This window comes from Salmonella sp. SJTUF15581 (assembly GCF_043356775.1).
GTDB lineage: Bacteria > Pseudomonadota > Gammaproteobacteria > Enterobacterales > Enterobacteriaceae > Salmonella > Salmonella enterica.
On the sequence record NZ_JBEUJY010000001.1, the window covers coordinates 111,612 to 133,244 of the forward strand.

18 protein-coding genes and 3 tRNA genes are annotated in these 21,633 nt (G+C 54.5%); 16 read left to right on the top strand and 5 right to left on the bottom strand.

Features of this window, described 5'->3' with window-relative positions; all coding sequences use genetic code 11:
• Positions 1-49 precede the first annotated feature (49 nt).
• The 3 genes from mscM to rsgA form a co-directional block, all read right to left on the bottom strand.
• Entirely contained in the window at positions 50-3,376 is a 3,327-nt protein-coding gene (gene mscM, locus ABVN36_RS00465) for a miniconductance mechanosensitive channel MscM (RefSeq protein ID WP_023138397.1), read from the bottom strand.
• 18 nt (positions 3,377-3,394) lie between these two features.
• Positions 3,395-4,363: an archaetidylserine decarboxylase gene (gene asd / locus ABVN36_RS00470; RefSeq protein WP_000934949.1), complete on the bottom strand. Its 969-nt coding sequence runs from the start codon at positions 4,361-4,363 to the stop codon at positions 3,395-3,397.
• 91 nt (positions 4,364-4,454) lie between these two features.
• On the bottom strand, positions 4,455-5,507 hold the full coding sequence (gene rsgA, locus ABVN36_RS00475; protein WP_000041945.1) for a small ribosomal subunit biogenesis GTPase RsgA: 1,053 nt from the start codon (positions 5,505-5,507) through the stop codon (positions 4,455-4,457).
• A 106-nt stretch (positions 5,508-5,613) separates the two neighbouring features.
• On the opposite strand from rsgA, the gene orn reads away from it, so the two are divergent.
• The gene (gene orn / locus ABVN36_RS00480; RefSeq protein WP_001271546.1) at positions 5,614-6,159 is read left to right on the top strand and encodes an oligoribonuclease; all 546 of its coding nucleotides are present in this window, start codon (positions 5,614-5,616) and stop codon (positions 6,157-6,159) included.
• A 61-nt stretch (positions 6,160-6,220) separates the two neighbouring features.
• On the opposite strand, the gene ABVN36_RS00485 is transcribed toward orn, so the two are convergent.
• Positions 6,221-6,961, bottom strand: coding sequence for an arginine ABC transporter substrate-binding protein (locus ABVN36_RS00485; RefSeq protein WP_000727897.1), 741 nt, complete (start codon positions 6,959-6,961; stop codon positions 6,221-6,223).
• Between the two features lie 275 nt (positions 6,962-7,236).
• Between ABVN36_RS00485 and ABVN36_RS00490 the strand changes: the two genes are divergently transcribed.
• The 3 genes from ABVN36_RS00490 (at position 7,237) to ABVN36_RS00500 (ending at position 7,537) form a co-directional block, all read left to right on the top strand.
• Positions 7,237-7,312 (top strand) — tRNA-Gly (locus ABVN36_RS00490).
• 37 nt (positions 7,313-7,349) lie between these two features.
• Positions 7,350-7,425 (top strand) — tRNA-Gly (locus ABVN36_RS00495).
• Between the two features lie 36 nt (positions 7,426-7,461).
• Positions 7,462-7,537 (top strand) — tRNA-Gly (locus ABVN36_RS00500).
• A 269-nt stretch (positions 7,538-7,806) separates the two neighbouring features.
• On the opposite strand, the gene queG is transcribed toward ABVN36_RS00500, so the two are convergent.
• Positions 7,807-8,946, bottom strand: coding sequence for a tRNA epoxyqueuosine(34) reductase QueG (gene queG / locus ABVN36_RS00505; RefSeq protein ID WP_001670426.1), 1,140 nt, complete (start codon positions 8,944-8,946; stop codon positions 7,807-7,809).
• On the opposite strand from queG, the gene nnr reads away from it, so the two are divergent.
• From nnr to nsrR, 12 genes are all read left to right on the top strand, one after another.
• Positions 8,945-10,492, top strand: a complete 1,548-nt coding sequence (gene nnr, locus ABVN36_RS00510) for a bifunctional ADP-dependent NAD(P)H-hydrate dehydratase/NAD(P)H-hydrate epimerase (RefSeq protein ID WP_000968675.1) — start codon at positions 8,945-8,947, stop codon at positions 10,490-10,492. The two genes, queG and nnr, sit on opposite strands and share 2 nt — an antisense overlap.
• Entirely contained in the window at positions 10,464-10,925 is a 462-nt protein-coding gene (tsaE, locus tag ABVN36_RS00515) for a tRNA (adenosine(37)-N6)-threonylcarbamoyltransferase complex ATPase subunit type 1 TsaE (protein WP_000981984.1), read from the top strand. The genes nnr and tsaE overlap by 29 nt, the downstream gene beginning before the upstream one ends.
• 16 nt (positions 10,926-10,941) lie before the next feature.
• Positions 10,942-12,261 (top strand): N-acetylmuramoyl-L-alanine amidase AmiB, encoded by a 1,320-nt coding sequence (gene amiB, locus ABVN36_RS00520; RefSeq protein WP_000640371.1) that lies wholly within the window; start codon positions 10,942-10,944, stop codon positions 12,259-12,261.
• Positions 12,262-12,270: 9 nt separating this feature from the next.
• Positions 12,271-14,127 carry a DNA mismatch repair endonuclease MutL gene (mutL, locus tag ABVN36_RS00525; protein WP_023138848.1) on the top strand — a complete coding sequence of 619 codons (1,857 nt, stop codon included), beginning with the start codon at positions 12,271-12,273 and terminating at the stop codon, positions 14,125-14,127.
• Positions 14,120-15,070 (top strand): tRNA (adenosine(37)-N6)-dimethylallyltransferase MiaA, encoded by a 951-nt coding sequence (miaA, locus tag ABVN36_RS00530; RefSeq protein WP_023138847.1) that lies wholly within the window; start codon positions 14,120-14,122, stop codon positions 15,068-15,070. Before mutL ends, miaA begins: the two co-directional genes overlap by 8 nt.
• 82 nt (positions 15,071-15,152) lie before the next feature.
• A complete protein-coding gene (gene hfq, locus ABVN36_RS00535; RefSeq protein WP_001051875.1) occupies positions 15,153-15,461 on the top strand; it encodes an RNA chaperone Hfq in 309 nt (102 codons plus the stop codon).
• Between the two features lie 71 nt (positions 15,462-15,532).
• Positions 15,533-16,813, top strand: coding sequence for a ribosome rescue GTPase HflX (gene hflX / locus ABVN36_RS00540; protein ID WP_000460338.1), 1,281 nt, complete (start codon positions 15,533-15,535; stop codon positions 16,811-16,813).
• Between the two features lie 214 nt (positions 16,814-17,027).
• The gene (gene hflK, locus ABVN36_RS00545) at positions 17,028-18,287 is read left to right on the top strand and encodes an FtsH protease activity modulator HflK (RefSeq protein WP_000312505.1); all 1,260 of its coding nucleotides are present in this window, start codon (positions 17,028-17,030) and stop codon (positions 18,285-18,287) included.
• A 2-nt stretch (positions 18,288-18,289) separates the two neighbouring features.
• A complete protein-coding gene (gene hflC, locus ABVN36_RS00550) occupies positions 18,290-19,294 on the top strand; it encodes a protease modulator HflC (protein ID WP_001232417.1) in 1,005 nt (334 codons plus the stop codon).
• A gap of 78 nt (positions 19,295-19,372) precedes the next feature.
• Positions 19,373-19,570: a DUF2065 family protein gene (locus tag ABVN36_RS00555; protein ID WP_001089290.1), complete on the top strand. Its 198-nt coding sequence runs from the start codon at positions 19,373-19,375 to the stop codon at positions 19,568-19,570.
• A 102-nt stretch (positions 19,571-19,672) separates the two neighbouring features.
• Positions 19,673-20,971: an adenylosuccinate synthase gene (purA, locus tag ABVN36_RS00560; protein WP_000527976.1), complete on the top strand. Its 1,299-nt coding sequence runs from the start codon at positions 19,673-19,675 to the stop codon at positions 20,969-20,971.
• Positions 20,972-21,190: 219 nt separating this feature from the next.
• Entirely contained in the window at positions 21,191-21,616 is a 426-nt protein-coding gene (gene nsrR, locus ABVN36_RS00565) for a nitric oxide-sensing transcriptional repressor NsrR (RefSeq protein WP_001177632.1), read from the top strand.
• The last annotated feature ends 17 nt before the right edge of the window (positions 21,617-21,633 follow it).

Sequence of the window (21,633 nt, forward strand, 5' to 3'; positions counted from 1 at the left end):
GATAAGCCTATGTCATCGAGTCTTTTAGCGTCATCCGGCGCCATTGCGTTTACAAACTCCCCGCCGGGCGGCTGGTTTTACCCGCTGACGTTAACGTTCTCCCCGTTTGTTTACCTCCGAGACTCTCCAGACGCATCTGGAACGGCGGGAACGGCATATCAATACCGTGTTCGCGGAAGCCAGCCAGAATCAATTGGTGGATCTCATGGCGTAATGGCATACGGTGTCCCATTTCCGCGGCATAGATACGCAGTTCGAAAATCTGAATACCCTGCTGGAGATCCACCAGAAAGATTTCAGGCGGTGGGTTATCAAGCACCAAAGAACAGCGCTGCGCCGCCGTCAGCAGAATTTGCGTCACCTCTTCGCTATTGGCATCCGCCGGTGCCGGGATGGTTAACACCACGCGCGTAACGGAGTCAGATAGCGACCAGTTGATAAACTGTTCGGTGATAAAGGCTTTATTCGGCACGATAATCTCTTTACGATCCCAGTCACTGATGGTGGTGGCGCGGGTATTGATTTTGGTCACGCTGCCGGTGAGATCGCGAATGGTCACCGTATCGCCGATACGAATCGGCTTTTCAAACAAAATAATCAGGCCGGAGATAAAGTTAGCGAAAATTTCTTGCAGGCCAAAACCAAGCCCAACGCCGAGCGCGGCCACCAGCCATTGTAGCTTCGACCACTCAATGCCGATCATCGAGAAACCGACCAGCCCGCCAATTAGCATTAACAGATATTTGGTGATGGTCGTGATGGCGTAACCGGTACCAGGCGTTAAATCGAGATGCTGTAATAACGCCAGTTCCAGCAGCGCAGGCAGATTACGCACCAACTGCGTGGTGATGATAAAGACCAGAATCGCAATGAGCACCGCCCCCAGAGTAATTGGCTCCAGGCTTTCCACGCCTTGCACCGTAGAGGTGACATCCCACAGCGAAATATTCTCCAGGAAGCCGAATGCCGAGTGGATTTCCGACCACAGTACAATTACCGATAGCAGGGCGATAAGCATCAGAATTGAGCGGACCAGACGCAGCGACTGAGCGCTAATAGCGTCAAGATCGATTTCACTTTCATCGATGTCGACCGCGCCTTCCAGGCTGGAGGAGTGCGCCGGTTCTTCTTCGCCGCGCGCGCGCTGCGCCAGCATTTCCGCCCGACGATGTTTGGCGCGGTCAAAAGCCAGTCGGCGTCGTTGGATCAGCATCCAGCGGCGAATGACGTGATAAATGACCAGCAACAGGAACCAGATAGCGACCGAGGTTTCCAGTCTCGCCAGTAGCGCCTGCGCCGTGGCCAGATAACCCACCGCCGCCGCCAGAATCGCGATAAGCGGCGCGCCCATCAACATATTCCACAGCAGGCTGTTGACCATGTTGTCGCCGTTGCCTTCTTTATCAAGATAGAGCGGGATGCCTGCTTTTTTCAGACTCAGCGTGACCAGCGCCAGCGCGCCGCATATCAGGATGAAGCAAAGGCGGCCCAACGAGCCGGAAAACTCCCGATCGTTAAGATTATCAAACATGATCACTGCCATAATGAGCGGCACGATCAGCCCAATGCTCATCAGGTAGTAGCGCATCGCTTTCGCTACCCGGTTTCGCGGCCAGCCGAAATGCGCCACAAACAGACCATTAGGGCGGGCAAAAGCGGCGCAAATCATGACTACCCACAACAGCGGTACTGTCGCCGTCACGCCATCGCCGATGGCGACGGCCAGCGGATACGGCCAGGCTTCCTGTAGACCATAGCCGAGCGTCGCCCACAAGACCGGCAGCGGCGAGGCGACCAGAATCGACCAGAACACCGTTCGCAGCGTCAGCGAGAAGTGATCCTGGGTGACTTTCCCGACGCGCGAGGCCGAGCGCTCAAGGAACCGGTTGAAGTGTTGACGTGAATAGAGGCTAAACCCGACCAGCGCCAGCGCGCCGAATAACGGCAGTAGCGTCTCTTTGCTGGTCAGCATCATGATGCTGGCTTTACCTAACTGATTAAACGTATCTAATGAGATAAGCCGGCGTAAATCCTGAACCAAATCAACAGGCCAGGAGAGCGATAGCGGGCTAACGTCAGCGGTCCAGAACAGATAACGGTGGGTCGCTTCATTAACCTCTTTAAGCGCGTCCTCCAGTTGGCTGTTGGAGACTTTCAGTTTGGTCAGCTCCAGGATCAGCGTATCGCCGCCCTGTAACAACGAGTTGAGCAGCTCGCGCTGAGTGCGAAGCTGGGCGTCAAGAATCTGGTTTTGCTCGGCGGTCAGCGGCTGTCCATTGGCCTGACGTATTTGCCGTAGCTGCGGTTGCTTATTGAGTAACTCTTCATAGCGCATACGGTGGACGCGTAGCTGCGCCATTTCCGTATCAAGCTGCTGCGGCTTAGGCATCTCAGGCAGACGGGCGACCTGCGCGCGCAGCGCTTCGCCAAGCATGTTGGACACGCCAAGCCATTGCGACTGCTCCCGCAGCGTATTGAGCGCCTGGCGCACCTGTAACGTTTGGCTGGTGGCCTGTCGCTGCTGCGAGGCGACCAGATCCATCCGCTGCGCTTGTTGATTAAGCGCCTGTGACAGCTCGCGGTTGACTTTAAATTGTTCGACGATGCCTTCCGGCAAACCGGCGCTGTTTTCCGCCAGCAGCTCAGTGCTTTCCAGCGCGCGTTCCGCTTCACGTTGGCGCAGGCTATTGAGCTGATTGCGCAGCGCCTGAAGATACGCATCCAATTGCTGACTCTGTTTTTCCGCCAGCTCGGAACGCAGACGAGCCAGTTCCTGCCGGTTGTTGGCGGACAGTTGCGCCAACTCCAGTTCGTCGACTAACGCTTTTAGTTTGGCGGACTCCGCCTGCATACTGAGACTTTGCGCCTGGCTAAGCGCGGCACTTCCGCCTGCGGCGCCGAGCCGTCGCTCAATCTCATTAAGCTGGCGGCGGGCGTCGTTTTGCAGTTGGGGAAGCTGGCTGAGCGAGTCGGCGATCTCCCTGACGCGCTCCTGCTCCTGTTGCGCCTCGCGGGTTTTATCCAGTAGCTGGCTGCTAACCTGCAAGATCTCCTGATTTAACGCTTCGGTGGACATCTCTGGCGGTACGCTGCGAGGTTCATCGCGCAGATTATTCAACTGGGCGCGCAAGGTGGCGGATAGCTTAGGGAAGTTATCAATAACGTGTTGATATTGTTTCGCGCGCTCAAGCGAGCCTTTTCGCTCTTCAAGCGCGTTTAACGCAGTCTGGAGCGCCTCAACGGCTTCCGGCTGAGCGGGCTTCGCCGCTTTTGCCTGCTCCAGTTCCTGCGTGATTTGTTTGGCGTCGGGGGCCGTTGCGGCGAACGCCCCCGTGCTGAGGCACCAGGCCATCAGAAAAGCGATAATCAGGCGCACGTCAGCATTCTCTCTTGATTAGGTGTCGTCTTTTTTATTGTCAACCAGCGGGCTGGCGTCGTGTTCGGCTTTAATTTCTTCTGCCGGCAGCGGAGCAGGTTCTACCTCCGGCGCGACGAATGTTTCGGTCGACGTCGCCAGCGGTTGGCCAATTTTGGTAACGGACAGGCTTGCCAGCGACGCGATCAGATTCACTTTCCCCGGCGCAAATAAGTTGATGACCGTGGAACCCAGTTTAAAGCGTCCCATCTCCTGGCCTTTCAACAAGGCGACAGACCCTTCATGTTCGCCTTCTGGCCAGGTCCAGCGCTTGATGATGCCTTCGCGCGGCGGGGTAATGGTCCCCGCCCAGACGGTTTCGATACTGCCGACAATAGTTGCGCCGACCAGAATCTGCGCCATAGGGCCGAACTCGGTATCAAACAGGCAGATAACGCGCTCGTTGCGGGCAAACAGGTTGGGGACGTTTTGCGCGGTCAGATGGTTAACGGAGAACAGATCGCCCGGTACGTAGATCATTTCGCGCAGGATGCCGTTGCATGGCATATGCACGCGATGGTAGTCGCGAGGGGAGAGGTAAGTGGTCACAAACGTGCCGTTGCGGAACTTATCCGCCATCAGGTAGTTACCCGCCAGCAACGCTTCAAGGCTGTAATTATGGCCTTTGGCCTGTAAAATTTTATCTTCTTCGATACGACCCAACTGGCTTATCACGCCGTCAGCAGGCATCACCAGGATGTTAGGATCGGTATTGAGCGGACGCACGTCATCACGCAGCGGACGAACAAAGAAATCATTGAACGTACGATAGCTGGCGGTATCCGGTTTTTGCGCCTCGGTCATATCGACTTTGTAATACTTTACGAAGAGATCGATAACCAGTTTTGTCAGCCATCCTGCTCGTTTGCTTGCGCCCCAGCCCGCCAGGCGAGTGAGCCATAGTTTCGGCAGAATGTATTGTAGCGAAAGTTTAAATGAGTTTAACAAGGTAGCCTCCAGGCCATTGTTGTTCCTGAACCGGCAGTTATACCGGTATCCTGAAAAAAGGGGACGATTCTAACGACGCCTAGCGTATCTGTCAGTCGTCCGTATCAGAAAAGTTTTTACGCGTTTTTACCTGCGCCATACTTTCAAGAATTCGGTGATAATTTTCGAAACGGGTTTCCGCAATAGCGCCGTTCTCTACCGCTTCGCGAATGGCGCAGCCTGGATCGGCGTCATGCTTGCAGTCCCGGTATTTGCAATGTCCCAAATAGTCATGAAATTCGACAAAGCCCTGGGTGATTTGTTCCGGCTCCAGATGCCATAAGCCGAACTCGCGCACGCCGGGGGAATCAATGACATCGCCGCCATGCGGGAAATGATACAGACGAGCAGCGGTAGTGGTATGTTGACCCAGACCGGAGACATTCGACACATCGTTCGTCAGAATCTCGTTCTGTAAGCCGAGCAGAGCGTTTAGCAGACTGGATTTTCCGACGCCGGACTGCCCGGCAAAAATACTGATACGACCGGTTAACGCCTCTTCCAGCGGTTTCAGACCATCCTGCGTATGGCTGGAGACCATCAGCACGCGATAGCCGATATTGCGGTAGATATCCATCTGCTCATTAACGAAGTCCATACCTTCGTCGTCCAGCAGATCAATTTTATTGAGTACGATAAGCGGCTCAACCTGTAGGGTTTCACAGCCGACCAGATAGCGATCGATGATATTCAGCGACAGCTCCGGCAAAATCGCGGAGACGATAACGATTTGGTCAATGTTGGCGGCAATAGGCTTCACGCCGTCGTAGAAGTCCGGGCGCGTCAATACCGAGGTGCGCTCATGCACCGCTTCAACGATGCCTTTTACGTTGACGCCCTCTGCGGCGGCTTTGCCCGGACGCCAGACGACGCGATCGCCCGTCACCAGCGAACGGATAGTGCGGCGGATATTGCAACGGTGAACCTCGCCGTCAGCAGACTCCACATCGGCATGCATACCAAAACGGCTAATGACGATACCTTCTGCAGGCTCGCCAAACAGGTTGTCATCGTAGTCGGCTTTCTCCGCGGACGTTTTTAAACGACGCTGGTGATTGGCGTTCACACGGCGCTGCTGGCCTTTGGAGAGTTTATTTTTGCTCAATCGTACTGGCTCCTGGTCGCCCATAGTGGGCAAAACATCTATGATACACGCAATTGTAGATGAATATAGTCACAGTGAATGTGACCTCTGAAGGGTGGAAAATAGCATGAGTGCCGATGAAAACAACCTGATTTGGATCGATCTGGAGATGACAGGTCTGGACCCCGAGCGCGATCGCATTATTGAGATAGCCACGCTGGTGACGGATGCCAGCCTGAACATTCTGGCGGAAGGGCCGACGATTGCGGTACATCAATCCGATGCGCAACTGGCGTTAATGGATGACTGGAACGTGCGCACCCATACCGGCAGCGGCCTGGTAGATCGCGTTAAGGCAAGTACGATGGGCGAACGAGACGCTGAACTGGCGACGATTGAATTTCTGAAAACGTGGGTGCCTGCGGGTAAGTCGCCGATTTGCGGTAACAGCATCGGTCAGGATCGTCGTTTTCTGTTTAAATATATGCCGGAACTGGAGGCCTACTTCCACTATCGCTATCTGGATGTCAGTACGCTCAAGGAACTGGCGCGCCGCTGGAAGCCGGAGATTCTGGCCGGCTTTACCAAGCAGGGCACGCACCAGGCGATGGATGATATTCGCGAGTCGGTGGCGGAGCTGGCTTACTACCGCGAGCATTTCATTAAGCTGTGAGGCGTAACATGCCGGATGGCAACGCCAGAGCGTCTCATCCGGCAGATCTCCCACCACTGAATTACTGCGTAAACCATTTCTCTTGCATTTGCGCATATTCCGGCGATGCTTTCACCTTGTCGAGCGCGGCATTAATTTCTTGCAATAGCGCGTCGTTGCCTTTGCGTACCGCAATGCCTAACCCTTTTCCGTAGTAGTCAGGATCGCTGGCGCGTTCATCCATGATGGCGTAATCCGGATTGTTTTTTAGCCACTTACCAATCGCGGCGACATCGCCAAACACGCCCTCAAGACGGTTATTTTTCAGATCGGTAAAGGCGTTTAGATAGCTGTCATAGGCGACAGGCGTGATGGCTTGTTGTTTATCCTGCAAATAGCGCTGATGCGTTGTACCGTTTTCCAGACCGACTTTTTTGCCTTTCAGATCGGCAAAAGTGTGATAAGCCCCTTTACGCGTGACGACTACCGCCGATAGACCTTCGTAATAGGGTTGGCTAAAGGAGACCTGCTGTTCACGTTTGGGCGTCATATCCATACCGGCGATCACCGCATCAAACTTTTTGAAGCGTAGGCTGGGGATCAGACTATCAAAGCTCTGGTTAGTGAATGAGCACTCCGCTTGCATCTCTTTGCAGACCGCGTTGGCGACATCAATATCGAAACCAACAATTTTATTATCGGCATCGACAAACTCATAGGGCGCATAGGTGGCGGAGGTGCCAAAATGTAATGTTCTGGCGGAAACGGAAGCGGCGTGAACGGAGAGGCTGGCTAACAGCATGACAATAAGTTTTTTTTTCATCTTGATCCCTGATATCAATTGGATGTTGTGGTCACCGTGCTATTCTTTTTTTGGCGCAGGGTGCTATTCTGATTCTGTGCCTTTAGGCGTGGCGTGAAAAGTTTTTTGTTGCATAGCGCACGCTTTGCTCGTTTTTTGTCTTGTTTGGTGATTTAATCAGCATTCAAACAAAAATCGCGAAAAAATGCGTTCAGGGGCTTGCAGCTAAATGGATTTCTCGTATAATGCGCCTCCCGTAACGACGCAGAAATGCGAATTACGACAGCAACAAATTTGCGGGAATAGCTCAGTTGGTAGAGCACGACCTTGCCAAGGTCGGGGTCGCGAGTTCGAGTCTCGTTTCCCGCTCCAAAATTTGAAAGTACTTGTTAAGTACAAGCGCACCCAAGCGGGAATAGCTCAGTTGGTAGAGCACGACCTTGCCAAGGTCGGGGTCGCGAGTTCGAGTCTCGTTTCCCGCTCCAAATTTGAAAGTGCTTGTTAAGCACAGACGCACCCAAGCGGGAATAGCTCAGTTGGTAGAGCACGACCTTGCCAAGGTCGGGGTCGCGAGTTCGAGTCTCGTTTCCCGCTCCAATTCTTATCTACAGTAAAATTATCCACAACGAATATCGCGTTGGGGCACGTTTTGTTCCGCTTTCGTCAGATCCTTGTAAACAGACTTATCCACAGGTTGGCCCATTACTCCTGGAATGCAAAAAATTATACCTGACGCGTAGAATTTCTATAATTTACTGAAAAATATAGAAAAAATAAGATTTCAAAACGTTAGCGTTATTGTCTGTTCCTTTTTTCCCTCTTGAATCGCAATGTGTTTTTATTTTTATACACAGCCTGTGAATAATTCAGGCATCGCGCACCAGCCCTTTTTCAATCACCCTGACCAGACGCTGTTTTTTCGGTAGCTGCACTTCAATGATGCAGGCGTTGCGCTTTTCAATTTGTTGCGCAATCGCCCATTCGATATGCTCATCGAGAAGTGGATGCTCACCCTTGCGGCTTTCCAGCGCCGTAATGACGGCATTACTCCACGGCGCATTCCCCAGCGCGACGGCAACATTGCGCAGCCAGCGTAAATGACCAATGCGCCGAATCGCAGAACCTTCAGTGACTTTCAGAAACTGCGCTTCGCTCCAGCTAAACAACTCAAGCAAATCTGGGTTATGCAGCGCCTTGCGTGGGCTAAAATCTGCTTCGTCGGTCAACTGAGAGTAACGATTCCACGGACAGATAAGCTGGCAGTCATCGCAGCCGTAAATACGGTTGCCTATCAGTGGGCGAAATGCTTCCGGAATAGCGCCTTCCAGCTCAATGGTGAGATAAGAAATACAGCGCCGCGCGTCCACCGTATACGGTTCGACAATCGCCCCGGTCGGGCAAATGGTCATACAGGCGACGCATTTGCCGCAACCTTCCTCGACCGGCTGGTCGACCGGCAGCGGTAAATCAATCAGCAGTTCCCCCAGGAAAAAGAATGAGCCCGCCTCCCGATTAAGGATAAGTGAGTGCTTACCCGTCCAGCCAAGTCCGGCTTTTTCCGCTAATGGGCGTTCAAGAATAGGCGCAGAGTCGACAAACGGTCTAAAATTCAGCGAACCGCAGTACTGTTGGATCTGCTCGCCCAGTTTTTTAAGGCGGCTGCGTAACAGCTTGTGATAATCACGCCCCAGCGCATATCGGCTAACGTAGCCCAGCGTGGGATCCTTCAACGTACTGGCAAATGCGGCGTTGGCGGGCAGATAGTTCATGCGCACGCTGATGACACGTAGCGTACCGGGTAAGAGTTCATGAGGCCGGGCGCGCATCATACCGTGGCGCGCCATCCATGCCATCTCGCCGTGGTATTGTTTGTCCAGCCACGCCTGCAGCGCAGGTTCGGATGCGCGCAGATCGGTATCAGTAATACCGACCTGCTGAAAGCCCAGCTCCAGCCCCCACTGCTTAATATTTTGCGCTAACTGATTGAGATCGAGGGGCTTTGACATGATGGACCATAACATGAAGAAAAACCCTGTAAGTATACCACACTCCATTTGGCCCGCCGATGACATCAAACGGCTGGAACGCGATGCGGCGGATGCCTTCGGACTCACACTCTATGAATTGATGCTGCGCGCTGGCGACGCGGCATTTCGGGTAGCCCGTGACAGTTATCCTGACACCCGACACTGGCTGGTGTTGTGTGGTCATGGCAACAACGGCGGCGATGGTTACGTCGTGGCGCGACTAGCGCAAGCGGCGGGCATTAGCGTAACGTTGCTGGCGCAGGAGAGCGACAAACCGTTACCTGAAGAAGCGGCGCAGGCGCGCGATGCTTGGCTGAATGCTGGCGGCATTATCCATGCTGCCGATATTATCTGGCCGGAAGCGACGGATCTGATTATCGACGCGCTGCTTGGCACCGGCATAGCCCAGGCGCCGCGCGACCCGGTAGCCGGTCTGATTGAACAGGCGAACGCCCATCCTGCGCCGGTTGTCGCCGTCGATATCCCGTCAGGCCTGCTGGCGCAAACGGGCGCCACGCCTGGCGCGGTGATAAGCGCCGCGCATACGGTCACGTTTATCGCCCTGAAACCAGGCCTGCTGACCGGCAAAGCGCGTGACGTTACCGGCATATTGCATTATGACGCGTTGGGGCTGGAAGGCTGGCTGGCGAGCCAGACGCCGCCGCTCCGGCGTTTTGACGCGACGCAGTTGGGGCAATGGTTAACGCCGCGTCGACCGACCTCGCATAAGGGCGATCATGGTCGTCTGGCGATTATCGGCGGCGACCAGGGAACAGCGGGCGCAATTCGGATGGCTGGCGAGGCGGCGCTGCGTACGGGGGCTGGGTTGGTCAGAGTTCTGACTCGCGGTGAAAACATCGCGCCGTTGCTGACGGCCCGCCCGGAACTGATGGTACATGAACTCACGCCTCAGTCGCTGGAAGAGAGCCTGACCTGGGCTGACGTTGTGGTGATCGGCCCGGGGCTTGGACAGCAGGAATGGGGCAAAAAAGCCTTACAGAAAGTAGAAAACGTCCGTAAACCTATGCTGTGGGATGCGGATGCGTTGAACCTACTGGCAATCAATCCTGATAAACGTCACAATCGCGTGATTACGCCGCATCCGGGAGAGGCGGCCCGCCTGTTAGGATGTTCTGTGGCAGAAATTGAAAGTGATCGCTTACTTTCAGCACAGCGTCTGGTAAAACGGTATGGAGGCGTGGTCGTGTTAAAAGGCGCAGGAACGATTATCGCCGCTGAACACCACCCTCTGGCTATCATTGACGCTGGTAATGCGGGGATGGCGAGCGGCGGGATGGGCGATGTCCTGTCCGGCATCATCGGCGCATTGCTCGGACAGAAGTTTACCCCGTATGATGCGGCATGTGTGGGATGTGTGGCTCACGGCGCGGCGGCGGACTTACTGGCAGCGCGTTATGGCGCTCGCGGCATGTTGGCGACCGATCTTTTTACTACGCTGCGGCGTATTGTTAACCCTGATGTGATTGACGTAAACCATGATGAATCGAGTAATTCCGCTACCTGACGAACAGGCGACGCTAGACCTGGGGCAACGGGTAGCCAACGCCTGCGATGGCGCGACCGTTATTTATCTGTATGGCGATTTAGGTGCCGGTAAAACGACGTTTAGCCGGGGATTTTTACAGGCGTTAGGCCATAACGGTAATGTAAAAAGCCCCACCTATACGCTGGTAGAGCCTTATGCGCTTGATAACATGATGGTATATCACTTCGACTTATACCGTCTTGCGGACCCGGAGGAGCTGGAGTTTATGGGCATTCGCGATTATTTCGCCAACGACGCCATTTGTCTGGTGGAGTGGCCGCAACAAGGTAAAGGCGTTCTCCCCGACCCGGACGTCGAAATCCATATTGATTACCAGGCGCAGGGGCGTGAGGCTCGCGTAAGCGCGGTATCCTCATCGGGTCATTCGTTACTGGCGCGTTTAGCCGATTAGCTATAAAGGTGGCGGGATGATTTATCGCATCAAAAATGCCGTAATAGCAGCCTTAATCCTGCTGTGCGCGCAGGCGGGCGCCGCCAGTCTCTCTGATATTCAGGTTTCCAACGGCGAGCAGCAGGCGCGCATTACGCTGAGTTTTATCGGCGAGCCGGAATATGCTTACTCACAGGACGGTAAACGTACCGTGGCGCTGGATATCAGGCAGACCGGCGTGATTCAGGGGCTGCCGCTTCAGTTTAGCGGTAACAATCTGGTAAAAACGATCCGTGCCGGAACGCCGAAAGATGCGCAATCTTTACGGTTGCTTGTCGATCTGACGGAAAATGGTAAAACCGAGGCGGTGAAGCGGCAAAACGGCGGCAACTATACGGTCGTTTTCACCATTAATGCCGATGTTCCGCCGCCACCGCCGCCTGTCGTCGCGAAACGGGTTGAAAGCGCGCCTCGCCCGACGGAGCCGGCCCGTAATCCGTTTAAATCTTCTGATGATCGCCTGACCGGCGTAACCAGCAGCAATACCGTTACGCGGCCTGCGGCGCGCGCGTCGGCAGGCGCTGGCGATAAAGTGGTGATTGCTATTGATGCCGGACATGGAGGCCAGGACCCCGGCGCGATAGGCCCGGGCGGTACGCGCGAGAAAAATGTCACCATCGCCATCGCGCGTAAGTTACGCACATTACTGAATAACGATCCGATGTTTAAAGGCGTGCTGACGCGTGACGGCGACTATTTTATTTCGGTGATGGGGCGGTCTGACGTGGCGCGTAAGCAAAACGCCAACTTCCTTGTCTCTATTCATGCGGATGCCGCGCCAAATCGCGACGCCACCGGCGCCTCCGTCTGGGTATTGTCCAATCGTCGCGCGAACAGCGAAATGGCAAACTGGCTTGAGCAGCATGAGAAGCAATCCGAACTGTTAGGCGGCGCTGGCGATGTGCTGGCGAACAGTCAGTCAGACCCTTACCTGAGCCAGGCGGTACTGGATTTGCAATTCGGTCATTCGCAGCGGGTAGGGTATGATGTGGCGACGAACGTGCTAAGCCAACTGGATGGTGTGGGGTCGTTGCATAAACGTCGCCCGGAACACGCGAGCCTGGGCGTGTTGCGTTCGCCGGATATCCCGTCCATTTTGGTGGAGACGGGCTTTATCAGTAATCACGGCGAAGAGCGATTGCTGGCGAGCGACCGCTATCAGCAGCAGATTGCTGACGCTATATACCGGGGGTTGCGTAAGTACTTTGCAGCGCATCCGATCCAGTCTGCGCCGCAGGGCGGCCCAGGCCAGACGGCCAGTACCAACCAGCCTGGCGCCATAACCGCCGCGAATTAAGGAGATTTCATGCCGATTCAGGTTCTGCCGCCGCAGCTTGCGAACCAAATCGCCGCTGGCGAAGTGGTGGAACGCCCTGCGTCGGTTGTTAAAGAGCTGGTAGAGAATAGTCTGGATGCAGGCGCCACCCGCGTTGATATCGACATCGAGCGTGGCGGCGCGAAGCTTATTCGTATTCGCGACAATGGCTGCGGCATTAAAAAAGAGGAGCTGGCGCTGGCGCTGGCCCGTCATGCCACCAGTAAAATCGCCTCGCTTGACGATCTGGAAGCGATTATCAGTCTGGGATTTCGCGGCGAAGCGCTGGCCAGTATCAGTTCGGTCTCGCGTTTGACGCTAACGTCGCGTACGGCGGAGCAGGCGGAAGCCTGGCAGGCGTATGCGGAAGGGCGCGACATGGACGTGACGGTAAAACCCGCCGCGCACCCGGTCGGCACCACCCTGGAAGTTCTGGATCTCTTTTATAATACACCCGCCCGGCGCAAATTCATGCGTACCGAAAAAACGGAATTTAATCACATCGATGAGATCATCCGTCGTATTGCATTGGCCCGTTTTGACGTCACGCTTAACCTGTCGCACAACGGCAAATTGGTACGGCAGTATCGCGCTGTCGCAAAGGACGGGCAAAAAGAGCGCCGGTTAGGCGCCATCTGCGGGACGCCGTTTCTCGAACAGGCACTGGCGATCGAGTGGCAGCATGGCGATCTGACCCTGCGCGGCTGGGTCGCCGATCCGAATCACACCACCACGGCGTTAACGGAGATCCAGTACTGTTATGTGAATGGCCGCATGATGCGCGACCGCTTGATCAACCATGCCATTCGCCAGGCCTGTGAAGATAAACTGGGCGCGGACCAACAGCCTGCGTTTGTGCTGTATCTGGAGATTGACCCGCATCAGGTGGATGTCAATGTTCATCCCGCCAAGCACGAAGTGCGTTTTCATCAATCCCGACTGGTGCACGACTTCATCTATCAAGGGGTGCTGAGCGTTCTGCAACAGCAGACGGAAACGACTCTGCCGCTGGAGGAGATTGCGCCAGCGCCGCGGCATGTCCCGGAAAACCGTATCGCCGCGGGGCGCAACCATTTTGCTGTACCCGCCGAGCCAACTGCGGCGCGCGAGCCCGCGACACCGCGTTATTCCGGCGGCGCATCGGGCGGCAACGGCGGGCGTCAGTCCGCAGGTGGTTGGCCGCACGCGCAGCCAGGTTATCAGAAGCAGCAGGGCGAGGTTTATCGCGCGCTTTTACAGACGCCGACGACGAGCCCTGCGCCGGAGGCGGTTGCGCCTGCGCTTGACGGACATAGCCAGAGTTTCGGTCGCGTACTGACGATAGTCGGCGGTGACTGCGCGTTGCTGGAACACGCGGGGACTATCCAGCTCTTGTCGCTGCCGGTTGCGGAGCGTTGGCTGCGTCAGGCGCAGCTTACACCGGGTCAAAGTCCGGTTTGCGCGCAGCCGTTGCTGATTCCGCTGCGTTTAAAAGTGAGCGCCGATGAAAAAGCCGCGCTGCAAAAAGCCCAATCTTTGTTGGGAGAATTGGGTATTGAATTTCAGTCAGATGCGCAGCATGTGACCATTCGGGCGGTGCCTTTACCCTTACGACAACAAAATTTACAAATCTTGATTCCTGAACTGATAGGCTACCTGGCGCAACAGACCACATTTGCAACGGTCAATATTGCACAATGGATAGCGCGTAATGTGCAGAGTGAACATCCGCAGTGGTCGATGGCGCAGGCCATATCGCTGCTGGCGGATGTTGAGCGGCTATGTCCGCAGCTGGTAAAAGCGCCGCCGGGTGGCCTGTTACAACCTGTTGATTTACATTCGGCGATGAACGCCCTGAAGCATGAATGATGTAAGCAAGGCGAGCCTGCCTAAGGCGATATTTTTGATGGGGCCGACGGCCTCCGGCAAAACGGCGCTGGCGATAGAACTGCGTAAAGTTTTGCCAGTAGAGTTGATAAGCGTTGATTCCGCCCTCATTTATCGGGGGATGGATATTGGCACGGCTAAGCCGAATGCCGATGAGCTGAAAGCGGCGCCGCATCGACTGTTAGATATACGCGACCCGTCGCAGGCGTATTCGGCGGCGGATTTTCGCCGCGACGCGTTAGTGCAAATGGCGGAGATCACCGCAGCGGGGCGTATCCCGCTGTTAGTGGGCGGTACCATGCTGTATTTTAAGGCATTGCTGGAAGGGTTATCGCCGCTGCCTTCAGCAGATCCGGAAGTCAGATCCCGGATAGAGCAGCAAGCAGCGGAGCTTGGATGGGAGGCGTTGCATCAGCAACTTCAGGAGATAGATCCGGTTGCCGCCGCGCGAATTCATCCAAATGATCCGCAAAGACTTTCCCGGGCACTGGAAGTTTTTTTCATTTCGGGTAAAACTTTAACGGAGCTAACGCAAACGTCAGGAGACGCGCTACCGTACCAGGTGCATCAGTTCGCTATCGCCCCGGCGAGCCGTGAACTGCTCCATCAGCGCATTGAACTGCGTTTTCATCAGATGTTGGCTTCAGGTTTTGAAGCAGAAGTCCGGGCGCTTTTTGCCCGAGGAGATTTGCATACGGACTTGCCTTCCATCCGTTGTGTGGGATACCGCCAGATGTGGTCATACATTGAGGGCGAAATCTCATATGATGAAATGGTTTATAGAGGTGTTTGCGCCACGAGACAGTTGGCGAAGCGCCAGATGACCTGGTTGCGCGGTTGGGAAGGGGTGCGCTGGCTTGACAGTGAGAATCCCGATCGGGCGCGAAAAGAAGTATTACAGGTTGTTGGTGCTATCGCAGACTGAATGTGTACAATTGAGACGTATCGTGCGCAATTTTTCAGAATCGAAAGGTTCAAAGTACAAATAAGCATATAAGGAAAAGAGAATGGCTAAGGGGCAATCTTTACAAGATCCGTTCCTGAACGCATTGCGTCGGGAACGTGTTCCAGTTTCTATTTATTTGGTGAATGGTATTAAGCTGCAAGGTCAAATCGAGTCCTTTGATCAGTTCGTGATCCTGTTGAAGAACACGGTCAGCCAGATGGTTTATAAGCACGCGATTTCTACTGTTGTCCCGTCTCGCCCGGTTTCCCATCACAGCAACAATGCCGGTGGCGGCGCCAGCAATAACTACCATCACGGTAGCAACGCGCAGGGTTCTACTGCGCAACAGGACAGCGAAGAGACTGAATAAGTTCACGCGCTGTTTATCCATGTCGGGGGCGTCGGATAATCGCCCCCGCTGGTTATTAAGAGGGTTTACGCTTGTTTGACCGTTATGATGCCGGTGAGCAGGCGGTACTGGTACACATCTATTTTTCGCAAGACAAAGATATGGAAGACCTCCAGGAGTTTGAATCTCTGGTCTCTTCCGCCGGTGTCGAAGCAATGCAGGTGATTACCGGTAGCCGTAAAGCACCGCACCCGAAGTACTTTGTAGGTGAAGGTAAGGCAGTTGAAATTGCGGAAGCCGTGAAAGCGACTGGCGCAGCGGTCGTATTGTTTGATCATGCATTGAGTCCAGCCCAGGAGCGAAACCTGGAGCGTTTGTGCGAGTGCCGGGTTATCGATCGCACCGGTCTTATCTTAGATATTTTTGCCCAACGTGCGCGTACCCATGAAGGTAAGTTGCAGGTTGAGCTGGCGCAGCTACGCCATCTGGCTACGCGTCTGGTGCGTGGCTGGACCCACCTTGAACGTCAGAAAGGCGGGATTGGTTTGCGCGGTCCGGGTGAAACCCAGCTCGAAACCGACCGTCGTTTACTGCGTAATCGCATTGTGCAGATTCAGTCGCGCCTGGAGAAAGTTGAGAAGCAACGTGAGCAGGGGCGGCAGTCGCGCATCAAGGCCGATGTTCCGACGGTATCGCTGGTGGGCTATACCAACGCCGGAAAATCCACCCTTTTTAATCAGATCACTGAAGCGCGGGTCTATGCGGCAGATCAGCTATTTGCGACGCTGGACCCGACGTTACGTCGTATTGATGTAGCGGATGTCGGTGAAACCGTTCTGGCGGATACGGTAGGCTTTATCCGCCATTTACCGCACGATCTGGTGGCTGCCTTTAAAGCTACCCTGCAGGAGACACGTCAGGCGACGCTGCTGCTGCATGTGGTCGATGCGGCGGATGTTCGTGTGCAGGAAAACATCGAGGCGGTAAACACCGTTCTTGAAGAGATTGACGCTCACGAAATCCCCACCTTAATGGTGATGAACAAAATCGATATGCTGGACGACTTTGAACCGCGTATCGACAGAGATGAAGAGAATAAACCCATCCGCGTTTGGCTTTCAGCGCAAAGCGGCGTGGGGATACCACAGCTTTTTCAGGCTTTGACGGAGCGTCTTTCCGGCGAGGTGGCGCAGCATACGCTGCGTTTGCCGCCGCAGGAAGGGCGTCTGAGAAGCCGGTTTTATCAGCTTCAGGCAATAGAAAAAGAGTGGATGGAGGAAGACGGTAGCGTCAGTCTGCAGGTACGAATGCCGATTGTCGACTGGCGTCGCCTCTGTAAACAAGAACCGGCGTTGATCGAATACGTGATCTAGACGCGAAGTCATTCAGGTCGTATTGAAGCGGTAGCTGAGAGAATTTCAGGAGCTCACAACTAAGTGACCTGGGGTAAAAAAGCCGCCACTCAAGACGCAGCCTGAAAGATGATGTCTGTAACGGCGGTTCGTCTGAAGCATGGAGTAATTTCGCCTTATCCTCTGAGGTCGAAAGACAACGGGGATCACCGCATAACAAATATGGAGCACAAACATGGCGTGGAATCAGCCCGGTAATAACGGACAGGACCGCGACCCGTGGGGAAGCAGCAAACCTGGCAGCAACTCTGGGGGAAATGGAAACAAAGGTGGCCGCGATCAGGGACCTCCCGATCTGGATGATATCTTCCGTAAGCTGAGTAAAAAACTCGGTGGTTTTGGGGGCGGTAAAGGCACCGGTTCCGGCGGCGGTAGCTCATCGCAAGGCCCGCGTCCGCAACTGGGAGGCCGTATTGTCGCCATCGCCGCGGCGGCAGTAGTCATTATCTGGGCGGCCAGCGGTTTTTATACCATTAAAGAAGCCGAGCGCGGCGTTGTGACGCGTTTTGGTAAATTCAGCCATCTGGTAGAGCCAGGTCTGAACTGGAAGCCGACATTTATTGACGACGTCACGCCGGTGAACGTCGAGGCGGTGCGCGAACTGGCGGCGTCAGGCGTGATGCTGACGTCTGATGAAAACGTCGTGCGCGTTGAAATGAACGTGCAATACCGCGTCACCGATCCGCAGAAATATCTGTTTAGCGTGACCAGCCCGGACGATAGCCTGCGTCAGGCCACCGACAGCGCGCTGCGTGGCGTCATTGGTAAATACACGATGGATCGCATCCTGACCGAAGGCCGTACCGTTATTCGTAGCGATACCCAACGCGAGCTGGAAGAGACTATCAAACCGTACAACATGGGGATTACCCTGCTGGACGTGAACTTCCAGGCTGCGCGCCCGCCGGAAGAGGTGAAAGCCGCCTTTGACGACGCGATTGCCGCACGTGAAAACGAGCAGCAGTACATTCGTGAAGCGGAAGCGTATACCAACGAAGTTCAGCCGCGCGCCAACGGTCAGGCGCAGCGTATTCTGGAAGAGGCACGCGCCTATAAAACCCAGACTATCCTGGAAGCGCAGGGTGAAGTCGCCCGGTTTGCGAAGATTTTGCCGGAATATAAAGCCGCGCCGCAGATTACACGCGAGCGTCTGTATATTGAAACGATGGAAAAAGTGCTGAGCCATACCCGTAAAGTACTGGTTAACGACAAGAGCGGTAATTTAATGGTGCTGCCGTTAGATCAGATGCTGAAAGGCGGGAATGCGCCGGCGGCAAAGAGCGACAATAGCGCCAGCAACCTGCTGCGCCTGCCGCCGTCCACAAAGTCTAACGCCAGCGGAGCAAGCAACACGTCGTCCTCAAATCAGGGCGATATTATGGACCAACGCCGCGCGAATGCGCAGCGTAACGACTACCAGCGTCAGGGGGAATAACGATGCGTAAGTCAGTTATTGCGATTATCATCATCGTGCTGGTAGTGCTCTACATGTCCGTCTTTGTGGTCAAAGAGGGCGAGCGCGGCATTACGCTGCGTTTTGGTAAAGTTCTGCGTGACGATGAGAACAAACCGCTGGTTTACGCGCCGGGTCTGCACTTTAAGATCCCGTTTATTGAATCAGTGAAAATGCTTGATGCGCGTATCCAGACGATGGATAACCAGGCCGATCGCTTTGTGACTAAAGAGAAGAAAGACCTGATTGTCGACTCCTACATCAAATGGCGTATCAGCGACTTTAGCCGTTACTATCTGGCGACCGGCGGCGGCGATATTTCGCAAGCCGAAGTGCTGTTAAAACGTAAATTCTCGGACCGTTTGCGTTCTGAGATTGGTCGCCTGGACGTAAAAGACATCGTGACCGATTCTCGTGGTCGTCTGACTCTGGAAGTGCGCGACGCGTTGAACTCCGGTTCAGCCGGTACCGATGATGAAGTGGCGACCCCGGCGGCGGATGACGCGATTGCCGAAGCGGCGGAACGCGTCACGGCGGAAACCAAAGGTAAAGTACCGGTCATCAACCCGAACAGTATGGCGGCGTTGGGTATCGAAGTGGTCGATGTGCGTATTAAGCAGATCAACCTGCCGACCGAGGTTTCTGAGGCGATTTACAACCGTATGCGCGCCGAGCGTGAAGCGGTCGCGCGTCGTCATCGCTCACAAGGTCAGGAAGAAGCGGAAAAACTGCGTGCGGCTGCTGACTATGAGGTGACGAAAACTCTGGCGGAAGCCGAGCGTCAGGGGCGTATCATGCGTGGTGAAGGTGATGCTGAAGCCGCGAAGCTGTTTGCCGACGCGTTCAGCCAGGACCCTGATTTCTACGCGTTCATTCGTAGTCTGCGCGCTTACGAGAAGAGCTTCGAAGGTAATCAGGACGTGATGGTACTGAGCCCGGACAGCGATTTCTTCCGCTACATGAAGACACCGAGTTCGACGACACGCTAAAATAGCGTCAGCGGTTTTAGACCAGCAAAACCACCGCATCCAAAGGATGCCGGTGGTTTTCTTTTATAAGGGCGATAAATGAATTCAACAATCTGGCTGGCGCTTGCTCTGGTATTAGTCCTCGAAGGGCTGGGACCGATGCTGTATCCCGGCGCATGGAAAAAAATGGTTTCGGCACTGGCGCAACTGCCGGAAAATGTTTTACGCCGTTTTGGCGGCGGACTTGTGGTTGCGGGAGTTGTGGTCTACTACATGTTGAGGAAAACGATTGGCTGAACAAAAAGTGGTCGGATTTGCCGCATATTGAGTGCAAAAAGTGCTGTATATCTGAAAAAGCGATGGTAGAATCCATTTTTAAGCAAACGGTGATTTTGAAAAATGGGTAACAACGTCGTCGTACTGGGCACCCAATGGGGTGACGAAGGTAAAGGAAAGATCGTCGATCTTCTGACTGAACGGGCTAAATATGTTGTACGCTACCAGGGCGGTCACAACGCAGGCCATACTCTCGTAATCAACGGTGAAAAAACCGTTCTCCATCTTATTCCATCAGGTATTCTTCGCGAGAATGTAACCAGCATCATCGGTAACGGTGTTGTGCTGTCTCCGAGCGCGCTGATGAAAGAGATGAAAGAACTGGAAGACCGTGGCATCCCCGTTCGTGAGCGTCTGCTGCTGTCTGAAGCCTGTCCGCTGATCCTTGATTATCACGTTGCGCTGGATAACGCGCGTGAGAAAGCGCGTGGCGCGAAAGCGATCGGCACCACCGGTCGTGGAATCGGGCCTGCTTATGAAGATAAAGTGGCACGTCGCGGTCTGCGTGTTGGTGACCTTTTCGACAAAGAAACCTTCGCTGAAAAACTGAAAGAAGTGATGGAATATCACAACTTCCAGTTGGTTAACTACTACAAAGTTGAAGCGGTTGATTACCAGAAAGTTCTGGATGATACGATGGCTGTTGCCGACATCCTGACTTCTATGGTTGTTGACGTTTCGGACCTGCTCGACCAGGCGCGTCAGCGTGGCGATTTCGTCATGTTTGAAGGTGCGCAGGGTACCCTGCTGGATATCGACCACGGTACTTATCCGTACGTAACTTCTTCTAACACCACTGCAGGTGGCGTGGCGACCGGTTCCGGCCTGGGCCCACGTTATGTTGATTACGTTCTGGGTATCCTCAAGGCTTACTCCACTCGTGTAGGTGCAGGTCCGTTCCCGACTGAGCTGTTTGATGAAACCGGCGAGTTCCTCTGCAAGCAGGGTAACGAATACGGCGCCACTACCGGCCGTCGTCGTCGTACCGGCTGGCTGGACACCGTTGCCGTTCGTCGTGCGGTACAGCTGAACTCCCTGTCTGGCTTCTGCCTGACCAAACTGGACGTGCTGGATGGCCTGAAAGAGGTGAAACTCTGCGTGGCTTACCGTATGCCGGATGGTCGCGAAGTGACTACCACTCCGCTGGCAGCTGACGACTGGAAAGGTGTAGAGCCGATTTACGAAACCATGCCGGGCTGGTCTGAATCCACCTTCGGCGTGAAAGATCGTAGCGGCCTGCCGCAGGCGGCGCTGAACTACATCAAACGTATCGAAGAACTGACCGGCGTGCCGATTGATATTATTTCTACCGGCCCCGATCGTACTGAGACGATGATTCTGCGCGACCCGTTCGACGCGTAATTGATGGATGATGCCCGGTAACGCTACGCTTACCGGGTCTATGATGAGTACGCATTTGTTGGCCGGATAAGATGCTTTGCATCACCCTTCGGCTCAAATGCGTCATTGTTCCCCGCTTTTTTCCTTCCTGAACCGAAATAAATTAGCAGCCTGACAGGTGGCTGGTTTATCATCAATACAGATAAGTTATATCCCGTTTTCCCTTTTCCTGAGGTTGATGTGCAGTTAACGAGTTTCACCGATTACGGCTTACGTGCGCTAATTTATATGGCGTCGTTACCAGATGGACGAATGACCAGCATTTCTGAGGTGACAGAAGTCTACGGCGTGTCCCGTAATCATATGGTCAAAATTATCAATCAGCTTAGCCGGGCGGGCTTTGTCACCGCCGTTCGGGGAAAAAATGGCGGTATCCGCCTGGGTAAACCGGCTAATACTATTTGTATTGGCGATGTGGTGCGTGAGCTGGAACCCTTATCACTGGTCAACTGTAGCAGCGAATTTTGCCACATCACCCCTGCCTGTCGTCTGAAACAGGCGCTTTCTAAGGCCGTGCAGAGTTTTCTCAAGGAGCTGGATAACTACACGCTTGCCGATTTGGTTGAAGAGAATCAACCGCTTTATAAATTATTACTGGTGGAGTGAAGTAAACTTCATTAGAG

What these genes read in the sequence shown, in the direction of transcription:
- hfq (WP_001051875.1), top strand. Translation starts at nt 15,153, where the DNA reads ATGGCTAAGGGGCAATCTTTACAAGATCCGTTCCTGAACGCATTGCGT.
- nnr (WP_000968675.1), top strand. Translation starts at nt 8,945, where the DNA reads ATGATGGACCATAACATGAAGAAAAACCCTGTAAGTATACCACACTCC.
- tsaE (WP_000981984.1), top strand. Translation starts at nt 10,464, where the DNA reads ATGATGAATCGAGTAATTCCGCTACCTGACGAACAGGCGACGCTAGAC.
- mutL (WP_023138848.1), top strand. Translation starts at nt 12,271, where the DNA reads ATGCCGATTCAGGTTCTGCCGCCGCAGCTTGCGAACCAAATCGCCGCT.
- queG (WP_001670426.1), bottom strand. Translation starts at nt 8,946, where the DNA reads ATGTCAAAGCCCCTCGATCTCAATCAGTTAGCGCAAAATATTAAGCAG.
- orn (WP_001271546.1), top strand. Translation starts at nt 5,614, where the DNA reads ATGAGTGCCGATGAAAACAACCTGATTTGGATCGATCTGGAGATGACA.
- purA (WP_000527976.1), top strand. Translation starts at nt 19,673, where the DNA reads ATGGGTAACAACGTCGTCGTACTGGGCACCCAATGGGGTGACGAAGGT.
- hflK (WP_000312505.1), top strand. Translation starts at nt 17,028, where the DNA reads ATGGCGTGGAATCAGCCCGGTAATAACGGACAGGACCGCGACCCGTGG.
- ABVN36_RS00485 (WP_000727897.1), bottom strand. Translation starts at nt 6,961, where the DNA reads ATGAAAAAAAAACTTATTGTCATGCTGTTAGCCAGCCTCTCCGTTCAC.
- hflC (WP_001232417.1), top strand. Translation starts at nt 18,290, where the DNA reads ATGCGTAAGTCAGTTATTGCGATTATCATCATCGTGCTGGTAGTGCTC.
- amiB (WP_000640371.1), top strand. Translation starts at nt 10,942, where the DNA reads ATGATTTATCGCATCAAAAATGCCGTAATAGCAGCCTTAATCCTGCTG.
- ABVN36_RS00555 (WP_001089290.1), top strand. Translation starts at nt 19,373, where the DNA reads ATGAATTCAACAATCTGGCTGGCGCTTGCTCTGGTATTAGTCCTCGAA.
- miaA (WP_023138847.1), top strand. Translation starts at nt 14,120, where the DNA reads ATGAATGATGTAAGCAAGGCGAGCCTGCCTAAGGCGATATTTTTGATG.